General features: G+C 39.7%; 23 protein-coding genes and 4 tRNA genes. 11 read left to right on the plus strand and 16 right to left on the minus strand.

What is annotated here, in order from left to right:
- Positions 1-127 precede the first annotated feature (127 nt).
- The 11 genes from rplL to AWN68_RS11705 all read right to left on the minus strand — a co-directional run bounded on the left by rplL (position 128) and on the right by AWN68_RS11705 (position 4,935).
- Positions 128-508, minus strand: coding sequence for a 50S ribosomal protein L7/L12 (gene rplL, locus AWN68_RS11660; RefSeq protein WP_068415671.1), 381 nt, complete (start codon positions 506-508; stop codon positions 128-130).
- Between the two features lie 40 nt (positions 509-548).
- Positions 549-1,082, minus strand: a complete 534-nt coding sequence (gene rplJ, locus AWN68_RS11665; protein WP_068415674.1) for a 50S ribosomal protein L10 — start codon at positions 1,080-1,082, stop codon at positions 549-551.
- Between the two features lie 2 nt (positions 1,083-1,084).
- Positions 1,085-1,783, minus strand: a complete 699-nt coding sequence (gene rplA / locus AWN68_RS11670; protein ID WP_068415679.1) for a 50S ribosomal protein L1 — start codon at positions 1,781-1,783, stop codon at positions 1,085-1,087.
- Positions 1,784-1,795: 12 nt separating this feature from the next.
- Positions 1,796-2,239, minus strand: coding sequence for a 50S ribosomal protein L11 (gene rplK, locus AWN68_RS11675; RefSeq protein WP_068415682.1), 444 nt, complete (start codon positions 2,237-2,239; stop codon positions 1,796-1,798).
- A 2-nt stretch (positions 2,240-2,241) separates the two neighbouring features.
- Complete coding sequence (gene nusG, locus AWN68_RS11680; protein WP_068415685.1) at positions 2,242-2,802, minus strand: transcription termination/antitermination protein NusG; 561 nt, start codon at positions 2,800-2,802, stop codon at positions 2,242-2,244.
- A gap of 8 nt (positions 2,803-2,810) precedes the next feature.
- Positions 2,811-3,005: a preprotein translocase subunit SecE gene (secE, locus tag AWN68_RS18860; RefSeq protein WP_084362846.1), complete on the minus strand. Its 195-nt coding sequence runs from the start codon at positions 3,003-3,005 to the stop codon at positions 2,811-2,813.
- A 21-nt stretch (positions 3,006-3,026) separates the two neighbouring features.
- Positions 3,027-3,099, minus strand: a tRNA-Trp gene (locus AWN68_RS11685).
- Between the two features lie 190 nt (positions 3,100-3,289).
- Positions 3,290-4,477, minus strand: coding sequence for an elongation factor Tu (gene tuf, locus AWN68_RS11690; RefSeq protein ID WP_068415689.1), 1,188 nt, complete (start codon positions 4,475-4,477; stop codon positions 3,290-3,292).
- Between the two features lie 78 nt (positions 4,478-4,555).
- Positions 4,556-4,627: transfer RNA gene (locus AWN68_RS11695), tRNA-Thr, on the minus strand.
- A gap of 73 nt (positions 4,628-4,700) precedes the next feature.
- A tRNA-Gly gene (locus AWN68_RS11700) sits at positions 4,701-4,773 on the minus strand.
- Between the two features lie 79 nt (positions 4,774-4,852).
- Positions 4,853-4,935 (minus strand) — tRNA-Tyr (locus AWN68_RS11705).
- Positions 4,936-5,261: 326 nt separating this feature from the next.
- On the opposite strand from AWN68_RS11705, the gene AWN68_RS11710 reads away from it, so the two are divergent.
- Genes AWN68_RS11710 through frr form a run of 3 tightly spaced genes read left to right on the plus strand, consistent with a single transcriptional unit; the run spans position 5,262 to position 7,050 of the window.
- Positions 5,262-5,759, plus strand: a complete 498-nt coding sequence (locus tag AWN68_RS11710) for a biotin/lipoyl-containing protein (RefSeq protein WP_068415693.1) — start codon at positions 5,262-5,264, stop codon at positions 5,757-5,759.
- Between the two features lie 13 nt (positions 5,760-5,772).
- Positions 5,773-6,480 (plus strand): UMP kinase, encoded by a 708-nt coding sequence (gene pyrH, locus AWN68_RS11715; protein ID WP_068415697.1) that lies wholly within the window; start codon positions 5,773-5,775, stop codon positions 6,478-6,480.
- Between the two features lie 9 nt (positions 6,481-6,489).
- Complete coding sequence (frr, locus tag AWN68_RS11720) at positions 6,490-7,050, plus strand: ribosome recycling factor (RefSeq protein ID WP_068415700.1); 561 nt, start codon at positions 6,490-6,492, stop codon at positions 7,048-7,050.
- 59 nt (positions 7,051-7,109) lie between these two features.
- On the opposite strand, the gene AWN68_RS11725 is transcribed toward frr, so the two are convergent.
- Together AWN68_RS11725 and AWN68_RS11730 are read right to left on the minus strand one after the other, a co-directional pair.
- Positions 7,110-7,535 (minus strand): type II toxin-antitoxin system VapC family toxin, encoded by a 426-nt coding sequence (locus AWN68_RS11725; RefSeq protein ID WP_068415703.1) that lies wholly within the window; start codon positions 7,533-7,535, stop codon positions 7,110-7,112.
- Entirely contained in the window at positions 7,535-7,783 is a 249-nt protein-coding gene (locus AWN68_RS11730) for a DUF6364 family protein (RefSeq protein WP_068415706.1), read from the minus strand. The genes AWN68_RS11725 and AWN68_RS11730 overlap by 1 nt, the downstream gene beginning before the upstream one ends.
- 276 nt (positions 7,784-8,059) lie before the next feature.
- On the opposite strand from AWN68_RS11730, the gene AWN68_RS11735 reads away from it, so the two are divergent.
- From AWN68_RS11735 to AWN68_RS11770, 8 genes are all read left to right on the plus strand, one after another.
- Complete coding sequence (locus AWN68_RS11735) at positions 8,060-8,392, plus strand: PadR family transcriptional regulator (protein ID WP_068415709.1); 333 nt, start codon at positions 8,060-8,062, stop codon at positions 8,390-8,392.
- Positions 8,389-11,013: an ABC transporter permease gene (locus AWN68_RS11740; RefSeq protein ID WP_068415712.1), complete on the plus strand. Its 2,625-nt coding sequence runs from the start codon at positions 8,389-8,391 to the stop codon at positions 11,011-11,013. The genes AWN68_RS11735 and AWN68_RS11740 overlap by 4 nt, the downstream gene beginning before the upstream one ends.
- Positions 11,014-11,151: 138 nt before the next feature.
- Positions 11,152-11,490: a PadR family transcriptional regulator gene (locus AWN68_RS11745; RefSeq protein ID WP_068415715.1), complete on the plus strand. Its 339-nt coding sequence runs from the start codon at positions 11,152-11,154 to the stop codon at positions 11,488-11,490.
- 3 nt (positions 11,491-11,493) lie between these two features.
- Positions 11,494-14,100, plus strand: coding sequence for an FtsX-like permease family protein (locus AWN68_RS11750; protein ID WP_068415718.1), 2,607 nt, complete (start codon positions 11,494-11,496; stop codon positions 14,098-14,100).
- The gene (locus tag AWN68_RS11755) at positions 14,093-16,705 is read left to right on the plus strand and encodes an ABC transporter permease (protein WP_068415721.1); all 2,613 of its coding nucleotides are present in this window, start codon (positions 14,093-14,095) and stop codon (positions 16,703-16,705) included. Before AWN68_RS11750 ends, AWN68_RS11755 begins: the two co-directional genes overlap by 8 nt.
- 148 nt (positions 16,706-16,853) lie before the next feature.
- A complete protein-coding gene (locus AWN68_RS11760; RefSeq protein WP_068415724.1) occupies positions 16,854-17,180 on the plus strand; it encodes a PadR family transcriptional regulator in 327 nt (108 codons plus the stop codon).
- A gap of 12 nt (positions 17,181-17,192) precedes the next feature.
- Entirely contained in the window at positions 17,193-19,814 is a 2,622-nt protein-coding gene (locus AWN68_RS11765) for an FtsX-like permease family protein (RefSeq protein WP_068415728.1), read from the plus strand.
- A 116-nt stretch (positions 19,815-19,930) separates the two neighbouring features.
- The gene (locus AWN68_RS11770; protein WP_157716190.1) at positions 19,931-20,350 is read left to right on the plus strand and encodes a hypothetical protein; all 420 of its coding nucleotides are present in this window, start codon (positions 19,931-19,933) and stop codon (positions 20,348-20,350) included.
- Between the two features lie 8 nt (positions 20,351-20,358).
- Here the strand turns inward: AWN68_RS11770 and AWN68_RS11775 are convergent, their stop codons facing one another.
- The 3 genes from AWN68_RS11775 to ccoG are packed head-to-tail and all read right to left on the minus strand — an operon-like array spanning position 20,359 to position 22,912.
- Positions 20,359-21,060 carry a sulfite exporter TauE/SafE family protein gene (locus AWN68_RS11775; protein ID WP_068415733.1) on the minus strand — a complete coding sequence of 234 codons (702 nt, stop codon included), beginning with the start codon at positions 21,058-21,060 and terminating at the stop codon, positions 20,359-20,361.
- On the minus strand, positions 21,060-21,500 hold the full coding sequence (locus tag AWN68_RS11780) for a FixH family protein (RefSeq protein WP_068415736.1): 441 nt from the start codon (positions 21,498-21,500) through the stop codon (positions 21,060-21,062). The genes AWN68_RS11775 and AWN68_RS11780 overlap by 1 nt, the downstream gene beginning before the upstream one ends.
- Positions 21,500-22,912: a cytochrome c oxidase accessory protein CcoG gene (gene ccoG / locus AWN68_RS11785; RefSeq protein ID WP_068415739.1), complete on the minus strand. Its 1,413-nt coding sequence runs from the start codon at positions 22,910-22,912 to the stop codon at positions 21,500-21,502. Before ccoG ends, AWN68_RS11780 begins: the two co-directional genes overlap by 1 nt.
- Between the last annotated feature and the right edge of the window lie 35 nt (positions 22,913-22,947).

Here is a 22,947-nt window from a genome sequence, read left to right on the forward strand (position 1 = left end):
CAAAGGCTTGTAGAGATCAAAACTCTTTACTGTATACAAACAGGAAAAGACCCATGATACCGATCCCGAAAATTCGGGAAGGGACCAGGGCCTGTTCCTTTGCCATAGTTAGCTATGGCCAGTCAAATTACTTAAGCTCTACTTCAGCACCAGCTTCTTCAAGCTGCTTTTTAAGTGCTTCTGCTTCATCTTTAGCTACGCCTTCCTTAATTGCTTTAGGAGCGCTGTCTACGATTTCTTTAGCTTCTTTCAATCCTAAACCAGTCAATTCTTTCACTAGTTTAACAACGGCTAGCTTCGAAGAACCAGCAGCAGTCAACACTACGTCAAAAGCTGATTTTTCTTCAGCAGCACCTTCGCCATCACCACCAGCAGGACCAGCAGCAACTGCTACCGCTGCAGCAGCAGGCTCAATACCGTATTCGTTTTTAAGGATATCAGCTAATTCGTTAACTTCCTTTACAGTTAAGTTTACCAACTGCTCTGCGAAATCTTTTAAATCTGCCATTTTTGATTTTGTTTATTTAATTCTAAATCTTGATTAATTACTAATTTTCACGCTCAGATAAAGTCTGAAGAATTCCTGCCAATTTGCCACCAGCACCCTTAAGGCCTGAAATAACATTTTTAGCTGGTGATTGTAACAATCCTATCACCTCTCCGATAAGTTCAGCCTTAGACTTAAGACTGCTTAACATATCTAAATTCTCCTCTCCAATGAAAAGATCGGTATCGATGGAAGCACCTTTCAACATTGGAGATTTAAAACCTGATTTTTTTCTAAATTCTTTGATCAACTTAGCAGGAGAATTAGCGTCCTCACCTGAGAACATTATTCCTGAAAAACCTTTCAAAACCTTCTCGTCAAACGGAGCATAATCTGCATCCATTTTTAACAAAGCTTTTTGGATCAAAGTATTTTTAAACACTTTGTACTCTATACCTTTTTCAAAGCATAGTCTTCTAAGTGCCGTGGTTTGTGCAACCGACATTCCGGAAGCATCAGTTATGTAGAAATTATTGTTTTCAGAAAATTTCTGAAACAATTCTTCAATTACTACGCCTTTTTCTTCTTTCGTCATGATTATAATCCGGAAATGGAGTTTTTATCAATTTTAATTCCTGGACTTTGAGTCGAAGACAAATTGATACTTCTAAAATAAGTACCTTTTGCCGATGCAGGTTTCAATCTTGAGATGGTTTGAATTACCTCATTAGCATTTTCCAAAATCTTCTCTGCTGAGAAAGATACTTTTCCTACGCTTGTATGAATAATACCAAACTTATCGACTTTAAAATCGATTTTACCTCCCTTAACTTCTTCAACTGCTTTTCCAACATCCAAAGTAACTGTACCAGATTTCGGGTTTGGCATCAAACCTCTTGGCCCAAGAACTCGTCCTAAACGACCTACTTTCGCCATAACTGTTGGCATAGTGATAATGACATCAATGTCAGTCCACCCACCTTCAATCTTAGCTATATAGTCATCTAGACCCACGTGATCTGCACCAGCGTCTCTTGCTTCCTGCTCTTTGTCAGGAGAACACAACACTAATACTTTCACTTCTTTTCCTGTGCCATGAGGAAGTGCTACCACTCCTCTAACCATCTGGTCTGCCTTGCGCGGATCCACTCCCAAACGAATATCGATATCAACTGAAGCATCAAATTTTGCATTGGAAATTTCCTTTACAATTGATGATGCGTCCGTCAAAGAATAATCTTTTTGTGGATCGTATTTACTTAAAGCTTCTTTCTGCTTTTTTGTCAACTTTGCCATTTCAACAAATCTTTAGTTTTCCCAAGGTGCTTTACCGGTCACTCTAATGCCCATGCTTCTTGCAGTACCCGCTACCATCTTCATGGCAGATTCCTCTGTAAAAGCATTCAAATCCGTCATCTTAACTTCCGCAATCTCTTTCACTTGAGCCCAAGTTACCGAACCGACTTTAATACGGTTTGATTCATTAGAACCCTTTTTGATTTTCGATGCTTCCATTAACATTACCGGTGCTGGTGGTGTTTTGATCACAAAGTCAAAAGACTTATCAGAATAAATGGTAATTAATACAGGTAAAACCTGTCCCATTTTGTCCTGAGAACGTCCGTTGAATTGCTTGCAAAACTCCATGATGTTAAGTCCTTTCGAACCTAAAGCAGGACCAACCGGAGGGGAAGGGTTTGCTTGACCTCCCTTAACTTGCAACTTCAGATAACCAGATATTTCCTTAGCCATCTTTAATCTTGTTTTTCGACTTGCATGTAACTTAATTCAACAGGGGTATTTCGGCCGAAAATCTTAACCATAACATTAAGTTTTCTTCTCTCCTCAAAAACCTCCTCAATTGTACCTGTAAACCCACTGAAAGGTCCATCCATTACTTTAATGGACTCTCCAACTATATATGGTGTATCAATGTGTTCGTCAAATTCATCGATTTCCTCAACCTTACCTAAAATACGGTCGACTTCAATCTGTCGTAACGGAACAGGAGGAGTGTTGGAAGCATCCCCCCCCTTTTGACCTAAGAACCCAATGATACCAGGAATATTTTTAATCATGTGAATGACCTCACCGTTAGTAAGATCTGCTTGAACCATGATATAGCCAGGAAACATGTTTTTATCACGTGAACGTTTCTTACCGTTACGCATTTCATACACCTTTTCCGAAGGAATCAACACTTGGGGTATGTGGTCTTGGAATTGCTCCCTGTCCACTTCATTCTCCAAATACTCTTTCGACTTCCTTTCTTGACCAGACACGGCCCGAACCATATACCATTTCAGCTCTGCCATTCTATCAATTATCTTCCTATTGTGTAAAACCAATCCATGATGTTAGTAAAACCCAAATCGATGACCCCAATAAAGAGAGCAAAAATTAGAGAAGCGACCAACACCAACACAGAACTACTCTGTAGCTCAGAATATTTAGGCCAGCTCACCTTATGTCTCATTTCAACATAAGATTCAGCGATAAATGTTTTCAGTTTACTCATCGGCTTTACATTACTTATTTGCACGGGTGGTAAGAATCGAACTCACGACCTTTGGTTTTGGAGACCACTGCTCTACCAGCTGAGCTACACCCGTGTATACTCATTCAGTCCAAATCAACCCCTTTATCCCAACTGTAATCTTAGTTTTTTAAAGGAATTAAGATTCCCATCCTCACAATCCAGCCCCAAAACGGGCTGCAAATGTAGACAAAAATACTATATGAAACAAACGCGTTTCCGATAATTCGAAAACGCGTTTGAAATATTTAATAAGCTTGGAAAGTTTAGTCTAGAATTTCAGTTACCTGACCGGCACCTACAGTTCTACCACCTTCTCTGATCGCAAATCTCAAACCTTTCTCAAGCGCTACTGCGTTGATCAAGTTAACTTCGATAGTTACGTTATCACCTGGCATTACCATTTCGATATCTGCAGGAAGCATAATTTCTCCAGTTACGTCAGTAGTTCTTAAGTAGAACTGAGGACGATATTTGTTAAAGAATGGAGTGTGACGTCCACCTTCTTCTTTTGAAAGCACATACACTTCAGCTTTGAAGTGAGAATGAGGCTTAACAGAACCTGGCTTACAGATAATCATACCTCTTTTGATTTGAGATTTTTCAATACCTCTCAAAAGAAGACCAACGTTATCACCAGCTTCTCCTCTGTCCAAAATCTTACGGAACATCTCTACTCCAGTAATTGTAGACTTCAGACCTTCAGCACCCATACCGATGATATCAACAGCATCACCAGTGTTAGTAACACCTCTTTCAATTCTACCAGTTGCAACAGTACCACGACCAGTGATCGAGAATACGTCCTCAACAGGCATCAAGAAGTCTTTATCAACAGCACGCTCAGGAAGTGGAATGTAATCATCCACAGCAGCCATAAGCTCATTGATTTTTTCTACCCAAGCAGGCTCGCCATTCAATCCACCCAAAGCAGAACCTTGGATTACTGGAATGTCATCACCTGGATAATCGTAGAAAGAAAGAAGTTCTCTAATTTCCATTTCTACTAGTTCAAGAAGTTCCTCATCGTCAACAAGATCAACCTTGTTCATGAAAACTACTAGAGAAGGCACACCTACCTGACGAGCCAAAAGGATATGCTCTCTTGTTTGTGGCATTGGACCATCAGTCGCAGCTACAACAAGAATTGCACCGTCCATTTGAGCAGCACCAGTTACCATATTCTTCACATAATCCGCGTGACCAGGACAGTCAACGTGTGCATAGTGACGATTAACAGTTTGATACTCAACATGAGAAGTGTTAATAGTAATACCTCTTTCTTTCTCTTCTGGAGCATTATCAATAGAAGAGAAGTCTCTGTTTTCAGCAAGACCCGAGTCTGCCAAAACTTTAGTGATAGCGGCAGTTAATGTGGTCTTACCGTGGTCAACGTGACCGATAGTACCAATATTAACGTGCGGCTTAGAACGGTCAAAGTTTGCTTTAGCCATAACTTGAAAATTAGTTAATATTTAAATTCAATAAATTTAATTCCTTACCTAAGTAATTGAAATTCTCAATTACAATTGAGCCAATGACGAGATTTGAACTCGTGACCCCTTCCTTACCAAGGAAGTACTCTACCCCTGAGCTACATCGGCTTTACTAAGTTTAAGGTTTGAAGTTTCTAGTTCGACAAACATTAAACTTCGCACTTTATAACTCAAAGTTTTGAGCGGGTGACTGGGTTCGAACCTGCGACCTACAGCTTGGAAGGCTGTCGCTCTACCAACTGAGCTACACCCGCTTTTCCAAAAACATCAAAATTAAAACCCAAAACCACTGACGTGTATTCTGGGATGTTGAAATCGACATTTCAATTATTGTGGGGGGAGAAGGATTCGAACCTTCGAAGACATAAGTCAACGGATTTACAGTCCGTCCCAGTTGGCCGCTTTGGTATCCCCCCAACTAGTATTCCTATCACCTAAAAGACCGTCTTAAATAATCCTTTTGGCGAAAGGGAATGCAAAATTAGACCCTTTTTTATATTATTCAAACATATCCCAAAAAAAGATCAAGAGTTTTTACTCAAGTTTTAAAACAGGCCCTCAAAGGCTTTAAATAACAGTTAGCACAATTGATTATTTTCTCCCAAATCATTTTTCAAGTACGACCACATTGCCTATCCCTAATCAAAATACTTCTCTATATTTGCAAGGTTTAAAACAATATATTTAGGTGCCCTTATGTTTTACCATAATCAAAAGTGAGCCCTACTCTTAATTTAGCCTGATGTACAAAGTAAGTCTTAAGGAAAACCACGAGTCAGAAGTCGAATTCAAGGACGATAACATACTTCTAAACGGTTCCGATTTTCATTGGAACATCTCAAAAACATCAAAGGATAAATTTCAGATCACAAAAGACGAAAAAACTTTCAATGCCGAGGTTATTGGCTTCGATAAAGAAAGTAAGCTTGTTGAAATAAAAATCAACAATCAGATCTATAATGTTTCTGTTAAAGATAAAATGGATCAGCTTCTCAAAAAGATGGGGATTACTAGCTTAAGCAATTCCGTTTTAAAAGAAGTAAAAGCTCCAATGCCAGGGTTAATTCATGATATTTTAGTTGAAGTTGGGCAAGAAGTAAAAAAAGGCGATCAACTCATGATCTTGGAAGCCATGAAAATGGAAAATGTTTTGAAATCTCCAGGCGCAGGAACTATCCAATCTATTGAAGTTGAAAAGGGTAACAGCGTAGAAAAAAATCAAATTCTGATAAAATTTTAACACAATCACACGGATGAAGTATAAAAGAATTCTTCTAAAACTTAGCGGAGAAGCCTTAATGGGCAACCAACAATATGGTATTGACCCTATACGAATAAACGAATACGCTAAACAAATAAAGGAAATCCACGAAAGCGGAGTTGAAGTAGCGATTGTTATTGGAGGCGGAAATATATATAGAGGAGTTCAAGCCGAAGCGTCAGGCATCGACAGAGTTCAAGGTGACTATATGGGAATGTTAGCCACAGTGATTAACGCAATGGCCATTCAAAGCACTTTAGAGAACCACGGCCTATATACTCGACTAATGTCTGGGATTAAAATGGAAGCAGTCTGCGAGCCTTTTATTAGAAGAAGAGCTGTTCGTCATTTAGAAAAAGGAAGAATTGTTATTTTTGGAGCTGGAATAGGCAACCCTTATTTCACAACAGACTCCACCGCTAGCTTAAGGGCTATTGAAATTGAAGCTGATGTTGTCTTAAAGGGAACTCGTGTGGATGGTGTTTATACTGCCGACCCAGAAAAAGATTCTACGGCAACCAAAATACCTAACTTGTCTTTTGAAGAGGCCATTCGAGGTGGATATAGCGTGATGGACACAACAGCCTTTACACTTTGTCAGGAGAATAATGTACCAATTATTGTTTTTGATATGAATACTTCCGGCAACCTATTAGATATTGTGAAAGGTAAAGAGAACGTAGGAACATTGATAAGCTAATTTATAATCATGGAAGAACTGGAATTATACTTGGAGACAGCCAAGGAGATGATGGAGAAGGCCATCGTCCACACAAAACAAGAACTGGCCAAAATTAGAGCAGGCAAGGCCATGCCAAGTATGCTAGATGTGGTTAAAGTTGATTATTACGGAACACTAACTCCTCTTAATCAAGTGGCTGCGGTAAATAGTCCTGATGCAAGAACACTTTTTGTTAAACCTTGGGAGAAGTCAATGACCACGCCCATTGAAAGAGCCATCATGAACAGTGATTTAGGTTTGAACCCACAGAATGACGGTGAGCAAATTATCATCAATATTCCACAACTAACTGAAGAAAGAAGACGCGAGTTAGTTAGGCAATCTAAAGCGGTTACTGAAGACGGTAAAATCAGCATTCGAAGTGCCCGAAAAGAGACCAATGACGAATTAAAGAAACTTCAAAAAGACGGTTTAGCTGAAGACTTGGTAAAGAGTGCCGAAGACAAAGTACAAGACCTTACGAATTCGCACAACAAGAAAATTGACGACTTGTTCACACAGAAAGAGCAAGAGATTATGACGATTTAATCATCATCACGGATTAAAAACACACTGAAAGGCACCCGAAAGGCTGCCTTTTTTTATGTCTACGATTTAAAAACATGCACCTTCAAAAACTCTTCTGAGGAAAAGACTGGCATTTCAGAAAAATAATAATCCGACAAGTTTTCTGTAATCAAACAGTTACACCCCGTCTCCACGGCTGAGTAATATTGAAAACCATTTTCTATATCATTAACCTGGGGGTTATTCAAAGCGCTTTTTATAGCATTTTCGTCAATTTGCGCGATTGACAGATGGTTACACAACAATTGAATTTTCCGCTTAGCTTCAACTTCCCCACATTTCTTAGAGGCAAAATAAAACCCAATGGCCAAACAAAGGGAAGAAGTAAACAACTTAAAACCATTTTGCTCAGCCAATGAGAGCACACGAGAAGAATAGATGAAAAGAGGGTACTCCTTATTAAGGACCGAAACCAATACGCTAGCGTCAATAAATGCAGCTACCATTATTTGCGCTCGTAATAGTCCAACTTGGATATTTTTCTAGGCTTAGTATGGTATTCAGCCTCGCCTTCAGCAACCGCGCTCACCCAATCTGCTATTGGTAGATTTTCAATCGATTTGTACTCATTCGAGGTGATCTGGCGATATAGAAACTCAGTTAGCCGTGAAAGACTAATATTGTTCTTTTCTGCAAAAGCCTTTGCCGACTTAATCACCTCTTGATCAAAACTTAAAGTCACCTTGGCATCCATAACAATTTATTTATACGACAAATTTATTTTTTCTATACGTATAAAACAAATTTTAGTTTGCAGCATGATTACTCCATCAGCGAAAAGCTCAACTCGTTTATTCATCAGTTCGATACACCAAATTAACAAGTGGTTACCCAAAGCTTTAAAGTTTAGAGCCAAACACCTACCTATGTAGCCTAATGAAGTGTCGAGCTATATATTCTGTATTTGTATAAATAATAATTTTAGATTTATCTATTTTTCATACATTTAAGGAATAAATAACCAATACCTATGAAAGGAACGAATTTAGGTGAGTTTGAAGAAGTGGTTTTATTAACCATTGCAGCCTTACTGACCGAGGCCTATAGCGTAGCCATATGCGATGAAATCGAACGAATTACCGATAGAAAGGTAAAACTGGGCGTAGTACATTCAGTGCTCAATCGTCTGGAAGAAAAAGGCTTTGTCAATTCACAGTTGGGAGAAGCCACCAAAGTTCGAGGTGGAAGAAGAAAACGATATTTCGAAGTAACCCATGCGGGTAAAGCCACGCTGCAAAAGGTCAAATCGCAGCGTGATGAGCTTTGGAAGCTAATTCCTGAATTCAATTTAAAAATGATATGAGTAACAAAAGTGCACATCAACCTCCTCGTTGGGCCGATAGGTTTCTAGAATGGTATTGCCGTTCCGAAATCCTCGAAGACCTTCAGGGAGACTTATATGAGCACTTTGAGCGCAACACGATTAGCAAAGGAAAAAGAAAGGCGAAGCAGATTTACTGCTTAGACGTACTCAAGTTTTTCCGCCCTTACACGATCAGAAAATTCAAAATAGTCAACAACATAACGTCATTTATCATGTTCAAAAATTACTTCAAAACCTCCGTACGGAGCATCGCTAGGAACAAGCTCTTCTCCGCAATAAACGTCATTGGTCTGGCGGTTAGCATGTCCATCGGTCTGCTTATGATCACTTTCATTTCCGAAGTCACCAGTTTCGACAGGTTTCATACGGATGGAGATAGGGTCTACAGAGTCAACAATAAGTACCAATATCAACAAGAAGACCCCACCAATTTTGCCACTACTTCCGTGGCCATGGACGAAAGGATAAAGGAAAACATTCCAGGCATTGAATCACAAGTTCTAATGACCCGTGGTTTTGGAGGCGATGCTAAACTTGGCGATAAGATTATCCCTATAAGTGGTTTATGGGCTTCCGAAGGTTTTACCGATGTTTTCTCTTTCGAGGTGCTAAGAGGAAATCCAGAAACAATGCTCTCCGAGCCACACTCTGTAGTGTTAACAGATGAGACTGCCGAAAAGATATTTGGAATTGCTGACCCAATGGGACAAACTTTCCAACTGGGTGAAGATATTTTTACGGTTACAGGGGTCATCAGAAACCCGCCCTTTAATTCTCACTTTACCTTTGGTGCTCTAGGCTCTTACATTACTTTCATGAACAAAAATGGAGTTGGTGAAAAAGGTGAAAGATGGAAGAACGCATGGAATAACATGTGGATGAATTACGTGTATGTGAAACTAGAACCGAATACCAGAGTAGAAGATGTAAATCAAAAACTCCTCGCATTAGGCGAGACAGAAAGTGAAAAATATGAACACATAACAATCACCGCTTCACTGCAGCCATTATATGGAATAATGGCTGGGCCTGATTTGTCGAATAACATTGGCAACTCAATTGGCGGAGAAATCATCTGGATTCTGGGCGCACTCACCTTAGTGGTGTTACTATCTGCAGGCTTCAATTACACCAACTTATCCATAGCCCGCTCATTAAGAAGGTCGAAAGAGGTAGGTGTTAGAAAAGTAGTGGGTGCTACTAAAGGGCAGATTTTCAATCAATTCATTACAGAGGCCACCATTATCTCATTAATCTCGGTTGTGTTTGCCTATTTACTGTTCATGCTAATCAAACCTCAGTTTCTAGGTTTAGACCCGAGTATCCAAAGAAGCTTACAGTTGAATATCACGCCAATATTATTCCTTTATTTCTTTGGCTTTGCCATTCTGGTTGGGATTCTTGCAGGCTTCTTCCCTGCCCTATTCCTCTCAAAACTACAGGCGGTTCAAGCATTGAAAAATGCAGGGTCTACCAAGCTATTTTCTAAAGTGAATATGAGGAAAGTATTGATTGTGATTCAGTTCACGCTTTCCATGGCTTTTATTATTTCAGCGAGCATTGCTTACACTCAATTCAAATATGCCCTTGGTTTTGATTTAGGGTTTAAAACTGAAAACGTACTCAATGTACGTCTTGAAGGCAATGACTGGCAAAAAGTACAAACTGCTTTTTCATCCATTCCGGAAATCACTCAAATATCCAAGTCTTCGATGATTACGAGCACGGGAAGCACTTATGCAGCCGACATGAAGTATGGTGGAGACTCTACCGAGCTCTTCTATAACGACATTGATGAAAATTACCTAGAGCTCATGGGGCATGAACTTATAGCTGGGGTGAATTTCGATAAAAAAACACCCGACACAGATGAGACAGAAATCATTTTGAATGAAGCTGCCTTAAAGCGTTTCAATTTAGGTACTCCTTACGAAGCGATTGGCAAGCAGGTAGAGGTTGATAATAAGGACGTCACTATCATTGGGGTAGTAAAGGACTTTCACTACAATAAAATTGAAGAAGGAATTGAAAGCTTCGGCTTTAGAAGTAACAATCAAGGTTTTTATAATGTGAATCTTAAGATCAGTTCTACAGACCTACCAGCCACCATGAATAAGCTGGAAAACGCTTGGAATGAATTGGACCCCGTTCACGAATTCGACTCCAAGTTTTATAATGAGCAAATTCAAAGTGCTTATTCTCAATATCAGATTATGGGCACCATAGTAGGCTTTCTAGCCGTACTCACCGTTTCCATTGCTGCATTAGGCTTATTGGGAATGGCCGTTTATACTGCCGAAACCCGTATGAAAGAAATCAGTATTCGTAAAGTATTGGGAGCAACTGAAGGAAGCTTGATCAGCCTATTGACAAGAGGATTTATGTGGTTGTTACTCATTTCTGCCGCATTGGCCATCCCTCTCACCTACTTATTCTTTGAGCAAAAAATACTGAACGATATTGAAAATCGCGCATCCATAGGAGTACTTGAACTCTTCACTGGTGTGATCATAATTTTCGGTATAGGGATATTAACCATTGGTTCGCAAGTAAGAAAAGCGGCTAGGGCCAACCCAGCACAGACATTGCGCAGCGAGTAGCTCTAATTTGGAAATGAGTTGATTTGGTGATTTGAAGATTGATTTTCAAATCACCAAATCATTTTTTTATCCATTTCCTCTCCATTTAAGAATTTAATACTTAGATTTAGTCTTCATTTAAGTATCAAATAGAAAATCATGAAAGGAACTTACCTCGGAGAATTTCAAGAAATTGTGCTCTTAACCATCCTTGTATTGCATGAAAATGCCTATGGTGTAAGTGTGCAGGAAGAAATTGAGAAAAGAACTGGTAGAGGAGTAAGTCGCGGAGCCCTGCACACCGCCTTCACTAGGCTCGAAGAAAAAGGATTTATTCAATCGGAATATGGTGGTGCTACTGCCGAGCGTGGTGGCAGAAGAAAGCGCTTCTACCAAGTCACTAATTTGGGCAAAAGCTCCTTAAACGAGGCCAAGGAAGTTCGAGATGAACTTTGGAATAGTGTACCAAAAATCGCTTTACAGAAAATTCAAGGGTAAGCCATGAACCAAAAAACACCTCAATTTTGGACCCGACTTTTAAAATTCTTCTGTAAGGAGAGTTTTCATGAAGAACTGCAAGGCGACTTGGAAGAAAAATTCTATGCCAATATAGAATCCAAAGGTTTAAAAAAAGCAAAGTCTATTTACCGCAAGGAGATTCTAAAACTGATGAGGCCTTCGGTGATTAAAAAGCCAAAAGGCCTCAACTCAAAAATCAACACTTCTTTATTCAAGCTTCACTTTGTTCTTACGCTTAGGAATATTCAACGTAACAAGGTTTTCAGCTTGGTTAATATTCTGGGTTTAGGAGCCGCGCTCACTATTTGCCTCTTCTGTGTAAATATGATTTACACAGGTTTTCAATATGACAAATACCCTGATGCAGATAGGCTTTACCGCATAACCACTAAGGTAGAAGGCCCAAAAACCTCCATGCATTGGGCAACTTCTTCATTTGCCTTAAAATGGAAGTTGGATGGGATTCCCCAAATAGAAAAGTCTTCCACATTTATGGAGAACATGTTTGGATCATTTGAGGTCAAAGGGGAAACTATTTCGGCAAACGGATACCCTATAGACAGAGAGTTTTTAGACCTTTTCCAATTCAAGGTTATTGAAGGAAATCCATACGACCTTTTCAATGATTTGCATTCGGTGGTTATTACAGACGAACTAGCGAAAAGACTGTATGGCGAGGAAAGCGCCATCGGTAAACAAAGTAAAAGTGGAGGAATTGTTAGGGCTGTAATCCAATCGCCAGAGGGTAATTCCCATTTCGCCTTTCAATTTTTGAGTAATATTGGTTTTATGGGACGGAGCATGTCCGAATCTGAAATTCATAATAGGCTTGACAAATGGAGCAACTACGATCAAAGCTACTATACCTACTTCAAGCTAAGCCCAAATGCGCAAATAGAAGATGTTGAAAATTTAATCTCAGGATTGAATAAGGAAATGACCTCCAGTATTTCTGACGGTAATACGTACACTATGGAACTCCAGCCTGTAAGTGACATAATGTTTGGCAAAACACTTTGGGCTGACTTTCGAAATGTGTTTCCTCGTACCACACTGTATGTATTGCTCATCCCAATCATCATTCTAATTTCATTAGCCTCTTTTAACTATACCAACTTATCGATAGCAAGATCGCTCCAACGCTCAAAAGAAATAGGCATTAGAAAGATAGCAGGGAGCTCAAAAAGGCAGGTCGTTTTCCAGTTTCTGATAGAGACAGTAATCTTTTCTCTATTCGCTCTCGCCATTGCCTTTGTTAGCTACAGCTATATTTCAACCCAATTTGAAGGTTACATTCAAGAGTTGGCAGAACTCTACTCGCCCGATCTTAATTTGGAGATTATACTATGGTTCATCGCCTTCAGTATTATTGTTGGCCTAGTTGCCGGAATGCTTCCTGCCTTACATTTTGCTAGGGTCTCTCCTCTTGTGGCTATCCACAAAAAAGCTGGTAAACAAATTTCATTGTCGAGTATCAGAAAGGGACTAGTCGGTGTGCAGCTATGTATTTCTACCTTATGTATTCTGTTTATTGTTTTGATCTCAGACCAAAAGCAACAGCTATTAGCGGCAGATTTAGGCTTTGAAACTTCTGGTCTTATCACCATTCCAACAAAAAAAGTGGACCTCGATTTACTCACTGCTGAACTCGATAAAATCCCAGAAATAAACAGCTACACAACTACCTCCATGATTCCTGGCACTGGAGGAATGACTAGAAGAATCTTAGTAAGTGGTAATTATCAAGATACCATTTCCGCTCGATACGGATTAGCTGATGTTGGTTTTAACAGTGTATATAATCCCAAACTTATTACTGGCACTGGATTTACTCATGGTCGTGAGGACGAAATCATAGTTGATGAGGGTTTTCTTAAGGCCATGAATATCCCCTTAGATAGTGCTCTAGGGAATATAGTTCACATTATGCATTTCGATATTCAGGAAGATCTACAAATTATTGGAGTGCTAGACAACTATGTTTATCAAGCCATGTCCTCGTCTTATGCATTTCCTTTCATAATCCGTAACCAACAAGACAGTTTACTTACCAACAAAATCACGTTGAAACTCACTTCCAGTAACGTAGCGCTAACCCTCAAAAAAATAGAAGCGGGCTGGAACACTATTGCAGGGGACAATAGCTTTGACCCCATTTTTGTGGATGACCGACTTGAAAAAAGCTATGATGTGTTTTTCAATTTTATGAACATGCTAAAACTGGCGGGCATAACGGTCATCATTATTGCTATTTTAGGACAATTCGGAATGGCACTTTACAGTGCAGAAAGCAGGGTAAAAGAAATTGGGATCAGAAGAGTACTAGGAGCACAGTTTCACTCTATAGCAAAACTAATTTCGAAGGGGTCTGTGAAGGCTTTGGCTATTTCAGCCATTATCTCTGTTCCTTTAATCTATTTGATCTATCAAGAGCTTATCTTCCCAAGTTTCACTATACATCTTGATATTTCAGAAATGCATATTATTCTAACGTTGACTACATTTTGGTCCATCGTTTTAGCCATTGTTATCTTTCAAACTTGGCAAACCGCCAAAGCCAACCCTTCAGAATCATTGAGAAGTGAGTAAGCTTAACCCCCATATTGCTCCACCTGCATTTGCTTCACGACTACTTCGTTGGTTTTGTCACAGCGATTTTCATGAAGAGCTAGCAGGTGATTTAGAAGAGAATTTTCTCAAGAACACAGAAATCTATGGCCTAAAAAAAGCCAAAAGAAAATATACTATAGAAGTATTGGGACTTCTTCGTCCCTCGGTCATAAAAAAGGTCAGACTGTTCAATTATCAAAACAACACCGCTATGTTTAAAAATTACACGCTGGTTGCCTTCAGAAACCTTTCTCGCAACCGTCTTTTCTCTGCCATTAATATTTTAGGCTTAGCCATGAGTATGGCCGTAGCCTTGTTAGCCATTGTTTTCGTAACCGAAATCTACTCATTTGATGAGTTCCATAAGAACAAGGATAGAATATACCGAGTAAACAATATCGTTATCAAACCCGATGGTGAATTGTCTGTTCCTTACGCCAGCACTTCTCTATTGGCCGCGCAAAAAATACGAGAGCAGGTTCCTGGAATTGAAAAAGTAGCCTCCTTCTTCAAGGGTTTTTACGGTGACTTAAAAACCGAGAATGAGACTTACAGTATTGAGGGTTACTTTGCCAGCAAGGAATTCTTTGAAGTATTTACTTTCCCCATGGTGCAAGGAAATCCAGAAACTGCCTTGACTGAACCTTATAGCCTTGTTCTGACAGAATCTACAGCCATAAAGATGTTCAACAGCACTGATGTATTAGGTAAAACTCTCCTGAGAAGAAAAACGCCTTATACGATTACAGCAGTAGTAAAAGACCCACCAAGAAACTCCCATTTACGATTTGATGTATTAGGTGCTCAAAGCACGCTTGCCTCGGAAACCAGAAATTCTGTACTGACCGACTGGAATAGTATGTGGAGCAGTTATGCCTACTTACTTGTTTCCGAGAATCGCAATCTTGAGCAAATTCAGGCCTCAATTGACCAAATAGCTAAGGAAGAAAATGCCAAATCGCAATCCCTTAATGCCAAGTTACGCATAGAACGGATGTCAGATATTTTCCCTGGGGAAGACCGTTGGAATGAGGTTGGCACCGTAATGCCTAATCAAAGGCTAAGCGCAATGATTATTTTAGCACTTATCGTGATTTTCTCGGCTTGCTTTAACTATGCCAACCTATCAATTGCCCGTTCATTGAAACGTGCTAAAGAAATTGGTGTTAGAAAAGTGGTCGGTGCTAAGCAAGGTCAAATCTTTACTCAATTCATTACTGAAAGCATTTTAGTTTCCTTGATATCTCTCATTTTAGCCTTTTTCCTTTTCAGGTTAATTAGGCCTGAGTTCTTATCACTTGATTTCTACATATCAAGAACAACTACTTTAGAATTAACTACCAGCACTTACTTCTACTTCTTTCTTTTCACGGTACTTATTGGCTTTCTTGCCGGATGTATCCCTGCACTGGTTATGACCAACTTCAAACCCATAAGTATTATGAAGGGCATAGCCAATATGAAGGTCTCGGAAGGAATCAATATCCGAAAGATACTCATTGGTATCCAGTTTGTTCTTTCTATGGGCTTTGCCATTTTGGTAACGCTCACTTACAAACAATATCAGTTTGCACTCAACTTCGATTTGGGCTATGAAACTGAAGCTATTCTCAATGTTGAGCTTCAAGGAAATGACTTCGATATCGTAAAGTCAGCATTCATTCAAATACCAGAAATAGAAGGCATCTCTGGCTCAGCATTTATGCCTAGCACCGGAAGCACAAATTCAGATCATGCAAAAATAGAAAGCAAAGCCGACTCGGTGGTAGTATATAGCATCAGAATAAACGAAGACTATATTCAAAACCTGAAGCATGAAATATTAGCCGGAGGCCCAATAAATGATGACTTGCAGAAAAAACAGATGATTGTGAATGAGGCATTTCTTAAACAGTTTGAATTAGGAAGCCCAATAGATGCTATCGGACAAATAGTGGATTACTATAATGAAAATAGAGAGATAGTGGGGGTCATCGAAGATTTTCACTATGGCACAATCTACAATGACATTCAACCCTTTGCATTTATTCAAAGCGAAGGTTATTTGAATTATACAAATCTAAAAATTCGGTCGAAAGACATGAATTCAACAATGGCTAAGATTGCCAATGCTTGGAACTCAATAGACAGCAATCATGATCTTCAAGCCTCCTTCTTTGATGAAGATATTGAACGAACTTACAAAGACCTTTCCTCTTCAATGAAAACCTATGGCCTACTATCTATTGTCGCTATTTCAATTTCCATACTCGGCCTTTTAGGTATGGCAGTGTACACCGCAGAAGCTAGATTAAAAGAGTTGACCATCCGAAAGGTACTTGGCGCCTCAGTTCAAAGTTTAGTAAGTCTTCTTTCAAAGAATTTCGTCATTATTTTCATCGTATCAGCGGCTGTTGCCATACCTACTAGCTATTATTTGTTTAAAAACACCATTGCCCAAAACATGGAATACACCATTAATATTGGTTTTTGGGAATTAGGTAGTGGTGCCATTTTGGTCATCACAACAGCGCTCTTGACCATTAGTTCTCAAGCCATTAAGGCAGCCAAAGCCAACCCTTCAGAATCATTAAGAAGCGAATAGCCAATTTGAAATAAGGGAATTTGATGATTTGATGATAGTTTTCTCAATCACCAAATTCTCAAATCAACCCATCTTCAAATTAAATTCCATGTCTTCATTTTAGAACTCTAATTTATTTCATACATTGGTCTACATTTTAGAACATGCTATGAAAGGAACAAATTTAGGTGAATTTGAAGAAATAGCTTTACTCACCATTTTGGTTTTAAAAGATGACGCCTACGGAGTAAGCATCAAGCGCGAAATCAACGAACAGGGAAAGAGAAATATTAGTAGAGGTGCTTTACACACTGCCCTCTCTCGCTTGGAAGAAAAAGGGCTTTTGACTTCGAAACAAGGCCAAGGCAACGAAGACAGAGGCGGCAGGCCAAAACGCTATTATGAGGTAAGCAATAAGGGCTTAGCTGCTTTGCAGGAGGCCAAAGAAGTCCGCGACCAATTATGGAGTCAGGTGCCAGCTTTTCGTCTACAATAAACCTTTATAGACATGTGTATCATTCCTCCAAAATTATATACCCGGCTTTTTAAAGCCTTCTGCAAGCCTGCTCTTTATCAAGAGCTTCAGGGCGATCTAGAAGAAGAATTCAACTTCAACCTAAAAACCTTAGGGGAGAAAAAGGCCAAAGCCATTTACCGTAACGAAGTGCTGAAGATGCTCCGCCCTTCTGTGATTAGAAAACCTAAAATCATTGTCAACATGTTCAGAGCTTCATTATTTCAAATTCATTTAAAGCTGGCCTTCCGCAACTTGTGGCGCAATAAGGTATTCAGTGCCATCAACATTTTTGGCCTAGCTGCCGCCATCACGGTGAGTATGTTTGCGCTGAATATTATTTACACTGGCTTGTCTGTTGATAAACAACATCCGCATACTGAAAGGCTGTATAGGGCCATCACGAAAATAGGAAGAACAGACGATGGTGCTATTTCATTGGCCTCTACCTCCGCACCTTTAGGAGAGAAACTTCGGGCAGATCTGCCAGAGATAGAAGTATTGACGCAGTTCAGTGTTTTGCATCAGTTCAAAGAAACCATAAATGGAAATTCCGTAAGTCTAAAAAACCTAGTAGCAGACGAGTACTTTTTTGAGGTCTTTCAATTTAAAACTGTCGCAGGTAACCCAGAAACCTCATTACAAGATCAATCGGGTTGCATTATTACCGATGACTTAGCAGAGCGTTTCTTTCCAGATGAAAACCCTATTGGTAAAATTCTTGGCTCAGGGCTAATCGTTAATGCCGTAATCGAAAGTCCCAGAGGCATTTCTCATTTAAATTTCGATCTCATCTCTAGTAAGCCTAAAAGCTCCTTTTCAGCAGAAACAGAAGGCTTTGACTACATAGAAAGCTGGAACAACTACTATCAAGGCTATACATATTTTAGAACGATTGAAGGGGTAAGCCAAGAGCAGTTTGATAACAAATTAAAGATGGTTTCAAAAGAAGTCAATCTCCTTAGAAACGGCAAAGCGTCTATTTTTGATTATCGCAGTCAAAATATTAGTAAGATCATGTTTGGTGACAATCTGATTAGTCCTGTGGGGGTTAATGTCCCTCGAGAAATTTTGTACTTACTAGTAAGTCTCATTGCAATCCTGCTCTTATTGGCAAGCTTTAATTACACCAACCTATCAATTGCTAGGGCAATTCAACGCACCAAAGAAATAGGCATTAGAAAGGTAGCTGGGAGCACAAAAGCTCAAATTGTGGGTCAAATTTTAGTCGAAACGATTGTATTCTCCGTGGCGGCAACATTAGTAGGATTCTTACTTTATCAGTTTTTCGTACCCGAATTTGTTGCCCTAATGGATACTAGTAATTTATTATTCAACTCCAACACTACCCTACCTCTTCTTTTGGTCTTTTTAGTTTTTTCTATAATAGTTGGCTTGGTAGCTGGCCTTTTTCCTGCACTTTATTTTGCCCGAATTTCTCCTCTGAATGCTTTTCGATCAAATATCAAAAGTAAAACCATGTCGCTCATGAACATTCGAAAAGGCTTGGTGGTGTTACAACTCACCATTTCTATGTTCTGCATTATGGTTGTTACTGCCGGTTCGGATATCTACCATTCCATTGTGCAAAACAACTGGAATTTCAGCAAGGATGGAGTAGTCAGCGTAGAAGTCGAACCTAAAAACAGGCAACTATTGAAATCCAGATTTGAGCAAGTCTCTGGAGTCGTGGGTGTTTCTGCAGTTTCGTCCCTACCTGGTGTAGGCACAATGGGAATGACCATGTTAAAACGACCGAACAGTACTGACAGTGTGTTTGTTAATTTTTCTGTGGTAGACACCGATTTCAACAAGGTTTTTAAACCCAGATTATTTGCAGGCCATGATTTTAAAAGATTATCGTCCGACTCAACACTCACAGAGGTTTGGGTAAACAAGAAGCTATTGTCTGACCTCAATATTCCATTAGACAGCGCACTTGGTCACACGCTATCATTCCAAACAAATGTTGTCCGGTATCAAATTATTGGCATTATGGAAGATTTTGTCTTCGATCGTCTCGATGCCCCTAAAATGAAACCAATCATCGTTGCACATGAGAAAATAGACTTATACAGAAGATCGCTCGCCATTAAAATAGAAAGTCAAAATATGGCAGTTACATTAAATCAACTTGAAAAAGCCACGAAGGAAGTGGACAGTGAACAGGCTTTTACTCCTATTTTTGTCAATGACTCAATTGAAGACAGCTATAACGATGTAAACCAAATCGTTAAGGTATTCCAGTTTCTGTCTATTATCATTATTTCCATCTCGCTCTTGGGTCAATTGGGAATTGCACTCTACAATGCCGAAACCCGAACCAAAGAAATTGGTATAAGAAAAGTGCTTGGCGCCAGAGCTAAAAGCATCATTTTACTATTGTTAAAAGGCACTTTGACCACTTTAGTCATTGCCGCATTAATTGGCACCCCATTAGCCTATCTCTTTTTGCAAAATACATTCTGGACCTCTTTTGTCTTAAAGCCCGATTATGAAGGACTTGTATTGGTTCAGGGCATTCTACTACTGGGGAGCTTAGTCGTGTTTGTTATGATTGTCCAAACTTGGCGTGTGGCTCAAGCCAACCCTTCAGAATCACTCAGAAGTGAGTAGGTAATTTGAAAATGAGTTGATTTGGTGATTTGAAAATCTCAGTGCGAACTGCCTTTATCTTAATATTCAGTTTCGGTTCAGTGCTCCATTCTTTATCTTCCGGAAAAAAACAAAGGATGAACACTGAAGACCGCGAACTACATAAAAGAAAGAGCCACCTGTTTATGCTTTTAATGCTAGCAGAAGCGGATAATGAAGACAGTCCGCTTGAAGCTTTGTTCATTAATATGGTAGCTGAACGGCTAGGAATGACTCCTGAAGAGGTTCAAGAAATAGACAAAAAACCTCAAGACCTTACGCTGGTTATTCCTAAAACGGAACATGCAAGAATAGAGATTCTTTACGACTTACTATTCTTAATGAAATTCGATCAAGATGTAGACCAAAGCGAAATTGACTTAATCCATAGACTTGCCTTTCGAATGGGGTTTCGCCCTACAATGACCCAAGAAATGATTGAAGTAATGAAGCAGAACATTGGCCGAAACGTACCTAAAGACAGTCTGCTTAATATTATCAGAAAGTATATGAATTGAAATTGGTCTTAGTCACAGACCATTTCTGGCATGTCGCTATTCAGCTTTGGGCTTGCGTAAGGAATGCCCAAATTCAGTCCGCGAAGGATAAGGATTAAACCCACCAATACAAGCAACTTCGGCACAAACTTGAGCCACGTTGCAGTAAAATTACTTTTGAAAGAAAAGCCCAGATAAGCCGCTCCGAGCATCATGGGAAAAGTACCCAAGCCGAACAGGGCCATATAGGCGGCTCCTCCATAAAAAGTACCCATTGAAATGGCTGCCACTAAAGCCATATACACCAAACCACAAGGCAAAAGACCATTCAATAAACCCAAGCTAAGGTTCGACTTGAAATTACTAGTTTTAAGCAAGCCTCCTATTCGCACCTTAATGCTTAAAAAAAGCCTTTGAAGGGGTTTGATTCTAATATTGCCAGATAATTTCCCGTTCAGGAGTAAGGCTCCAATGATGATTGTTGCGCCAGCCAAAACAGATAAGCCTTGTTGCACTCCAGCCATCGAAAGCATTTCGCCAAAAAGGCCGGCAATGGCACCTAAAAAACTATAAGTAATCATGCGTCCGCTGTTATAGGCCAAGCGGTTGGCTACCCAAACCTTTTTCTTTTTTTCGTTCTGAGGAACTGCCCAAGCGATGGGTGCGCACATGCCTAAACAGTGCAGGCTACCAAAAAACCCAAATGCCAGCGCTGTTCCTAAAAGCAACATTAGATTACGATATTAAGCTCTTGGTAATATTCTGTGCCTTTTGACTTCCACTCAATTTTCACCTTCCATGCGCCAGAAGCAAGTTTTTTCGTATCGAAAACCTGAACCCCACTTTCGTCAAAGACCAAATCAAATTCTTTATCTAAACGAGCGTCAGCTGAACGGAAAAAAGAGATACTCCCCTCTTCCATGGCTTGCATTACCGAAACAGGAAACCTCAACTCTGCTTTCCCTTCGTTTCTAAGTAATTTAAAGTCAGGCTTTTCAGCCAAGCTATTCACATTTTTCATGCGTTGAATCTGATCCTCATAAGCAAGCTCTTGCTCATAGTAGTTATCAGACACCAAATAGAAATCGGTACTTACACTTACGTAAACCAAGGTCACCAGTAGCCCTACGAAACACACAAAACTGATTACTATTTTTGTTCCCCAATTCATTATTTAAATCTTATTGGCCCCAAGAAATTGGTCTTCATTTTATCAATCAAAACATCACCCTGAAAAATCCCCACAGTAATGCTATTCTTATTCCCTTCCATTTCTGATTCAGGCAATCGCACAGTAAACACAGCATCTGCTTTTCCAGAACTTAAAAGCTTAATTTCGTTGCCTCCTACTACTTCTATTACCCCACTTTCGTGATCAATCAAGCGAAGGTGTACATTCATATCCTCTACCGTTTTATTGATCAGCTGGATGCTATAAACGTTCTGAATTTGATCATTCTCTACCTTCTGGTAAAGCATTCCAGGTGTCCTTAAAATGGTGGCTTGAATATCTGATCTGCTAGAAACAAAAATGGTTAATAAAGAGATAAGTACTATCAAAACGCCTGTATAACCCGCCACTCTTGGCGTGAAAATCTTTTTCTTTCCATCAGCAATGGAACTGTGCGATGCAATACGAATCAAGCCCGTTGGCTTATCGATTTTAGTCATCACATCGTCACAAGCATCAATACAAGCAGTGCAGTTTACACATTCCAGTTGCGTACCATTTCTGATATCGATTCCTGTTGGACAAACGTGAACGCAAAGTTTACAGTCAATACAGTCGCCTTTATCGGCTTGAACTTCCGATTTCTTCATTTTACCACGTGGCTCGCCTCTGATCCAATCGTACATAACAGCCATGGAATCGCGTACCAAAAGTACACCTTGAAGTCTTCCGTAAGGACAAATGGCAATACAAGCTTGTTCTCTCAGGTAAGCAAACACACCATAAAAAACTGCGCTAAAGGCGATCAAACCAAAAAAGCCAGCTAAGTTTTCGGTGGGTGGCTGACTCACAATTTCCTGCACCTTTTCAATACCAATTAAATAGGCCATGGCAGTATGCCCTATTAGTACAGCGATGACCACAAAAATGCTATGCTTCAATAGTCGTTTTTTGATCTTCTCGCCATTCCAAGGCATTTTAGCCAGTTTACGTTGCTGGTTGGCATCGCCTTCGATCCAATACTCAATTCTACGGAAAACCATTTCCATAAAGAGCGTTTGCGGACAAGCCCAACCACACCATACCCGACCAAAAACAACGGTAAAAAGAATGATGAAAACGAAGAAAGTAATCAGCCCTAGGGCGAAAATAAAAAAGTCTTGGGGCCAAAAGACTGTCCCCAAGATCACGAACTTCCGTTCGAAAATATTCATCATTAAAAAGGGCTGACCGTTGATTTTAATGAACGGGCCAGCAAAAAGAATGGTAAGTAAGGTTACCGAAACAATCTTACGGGCATTGAAAAACTTACCTTTTGGCTTTTTTGGATATATCCAAATTCGTTTTCCTTGTGCATCTACCGTGGCTATACTGTCGCGGTATTCTTCGTCATATTCGTACAGCTCCTTCATTTCAACCCTCTTTAATTAATCAGTGCACTTTCCAG

Origin of the sequence: Roseivirga echinicomitans, assembly GCF_001592935.1 — a bacterium.
Taxonomy (GTDB): domain Bacteria; phylum Bacteroidota; class Bacteroidia; order Cytophagales; family Cyclobacteriaceae; genus Roseivirga; species Roseivirga echinicomitans.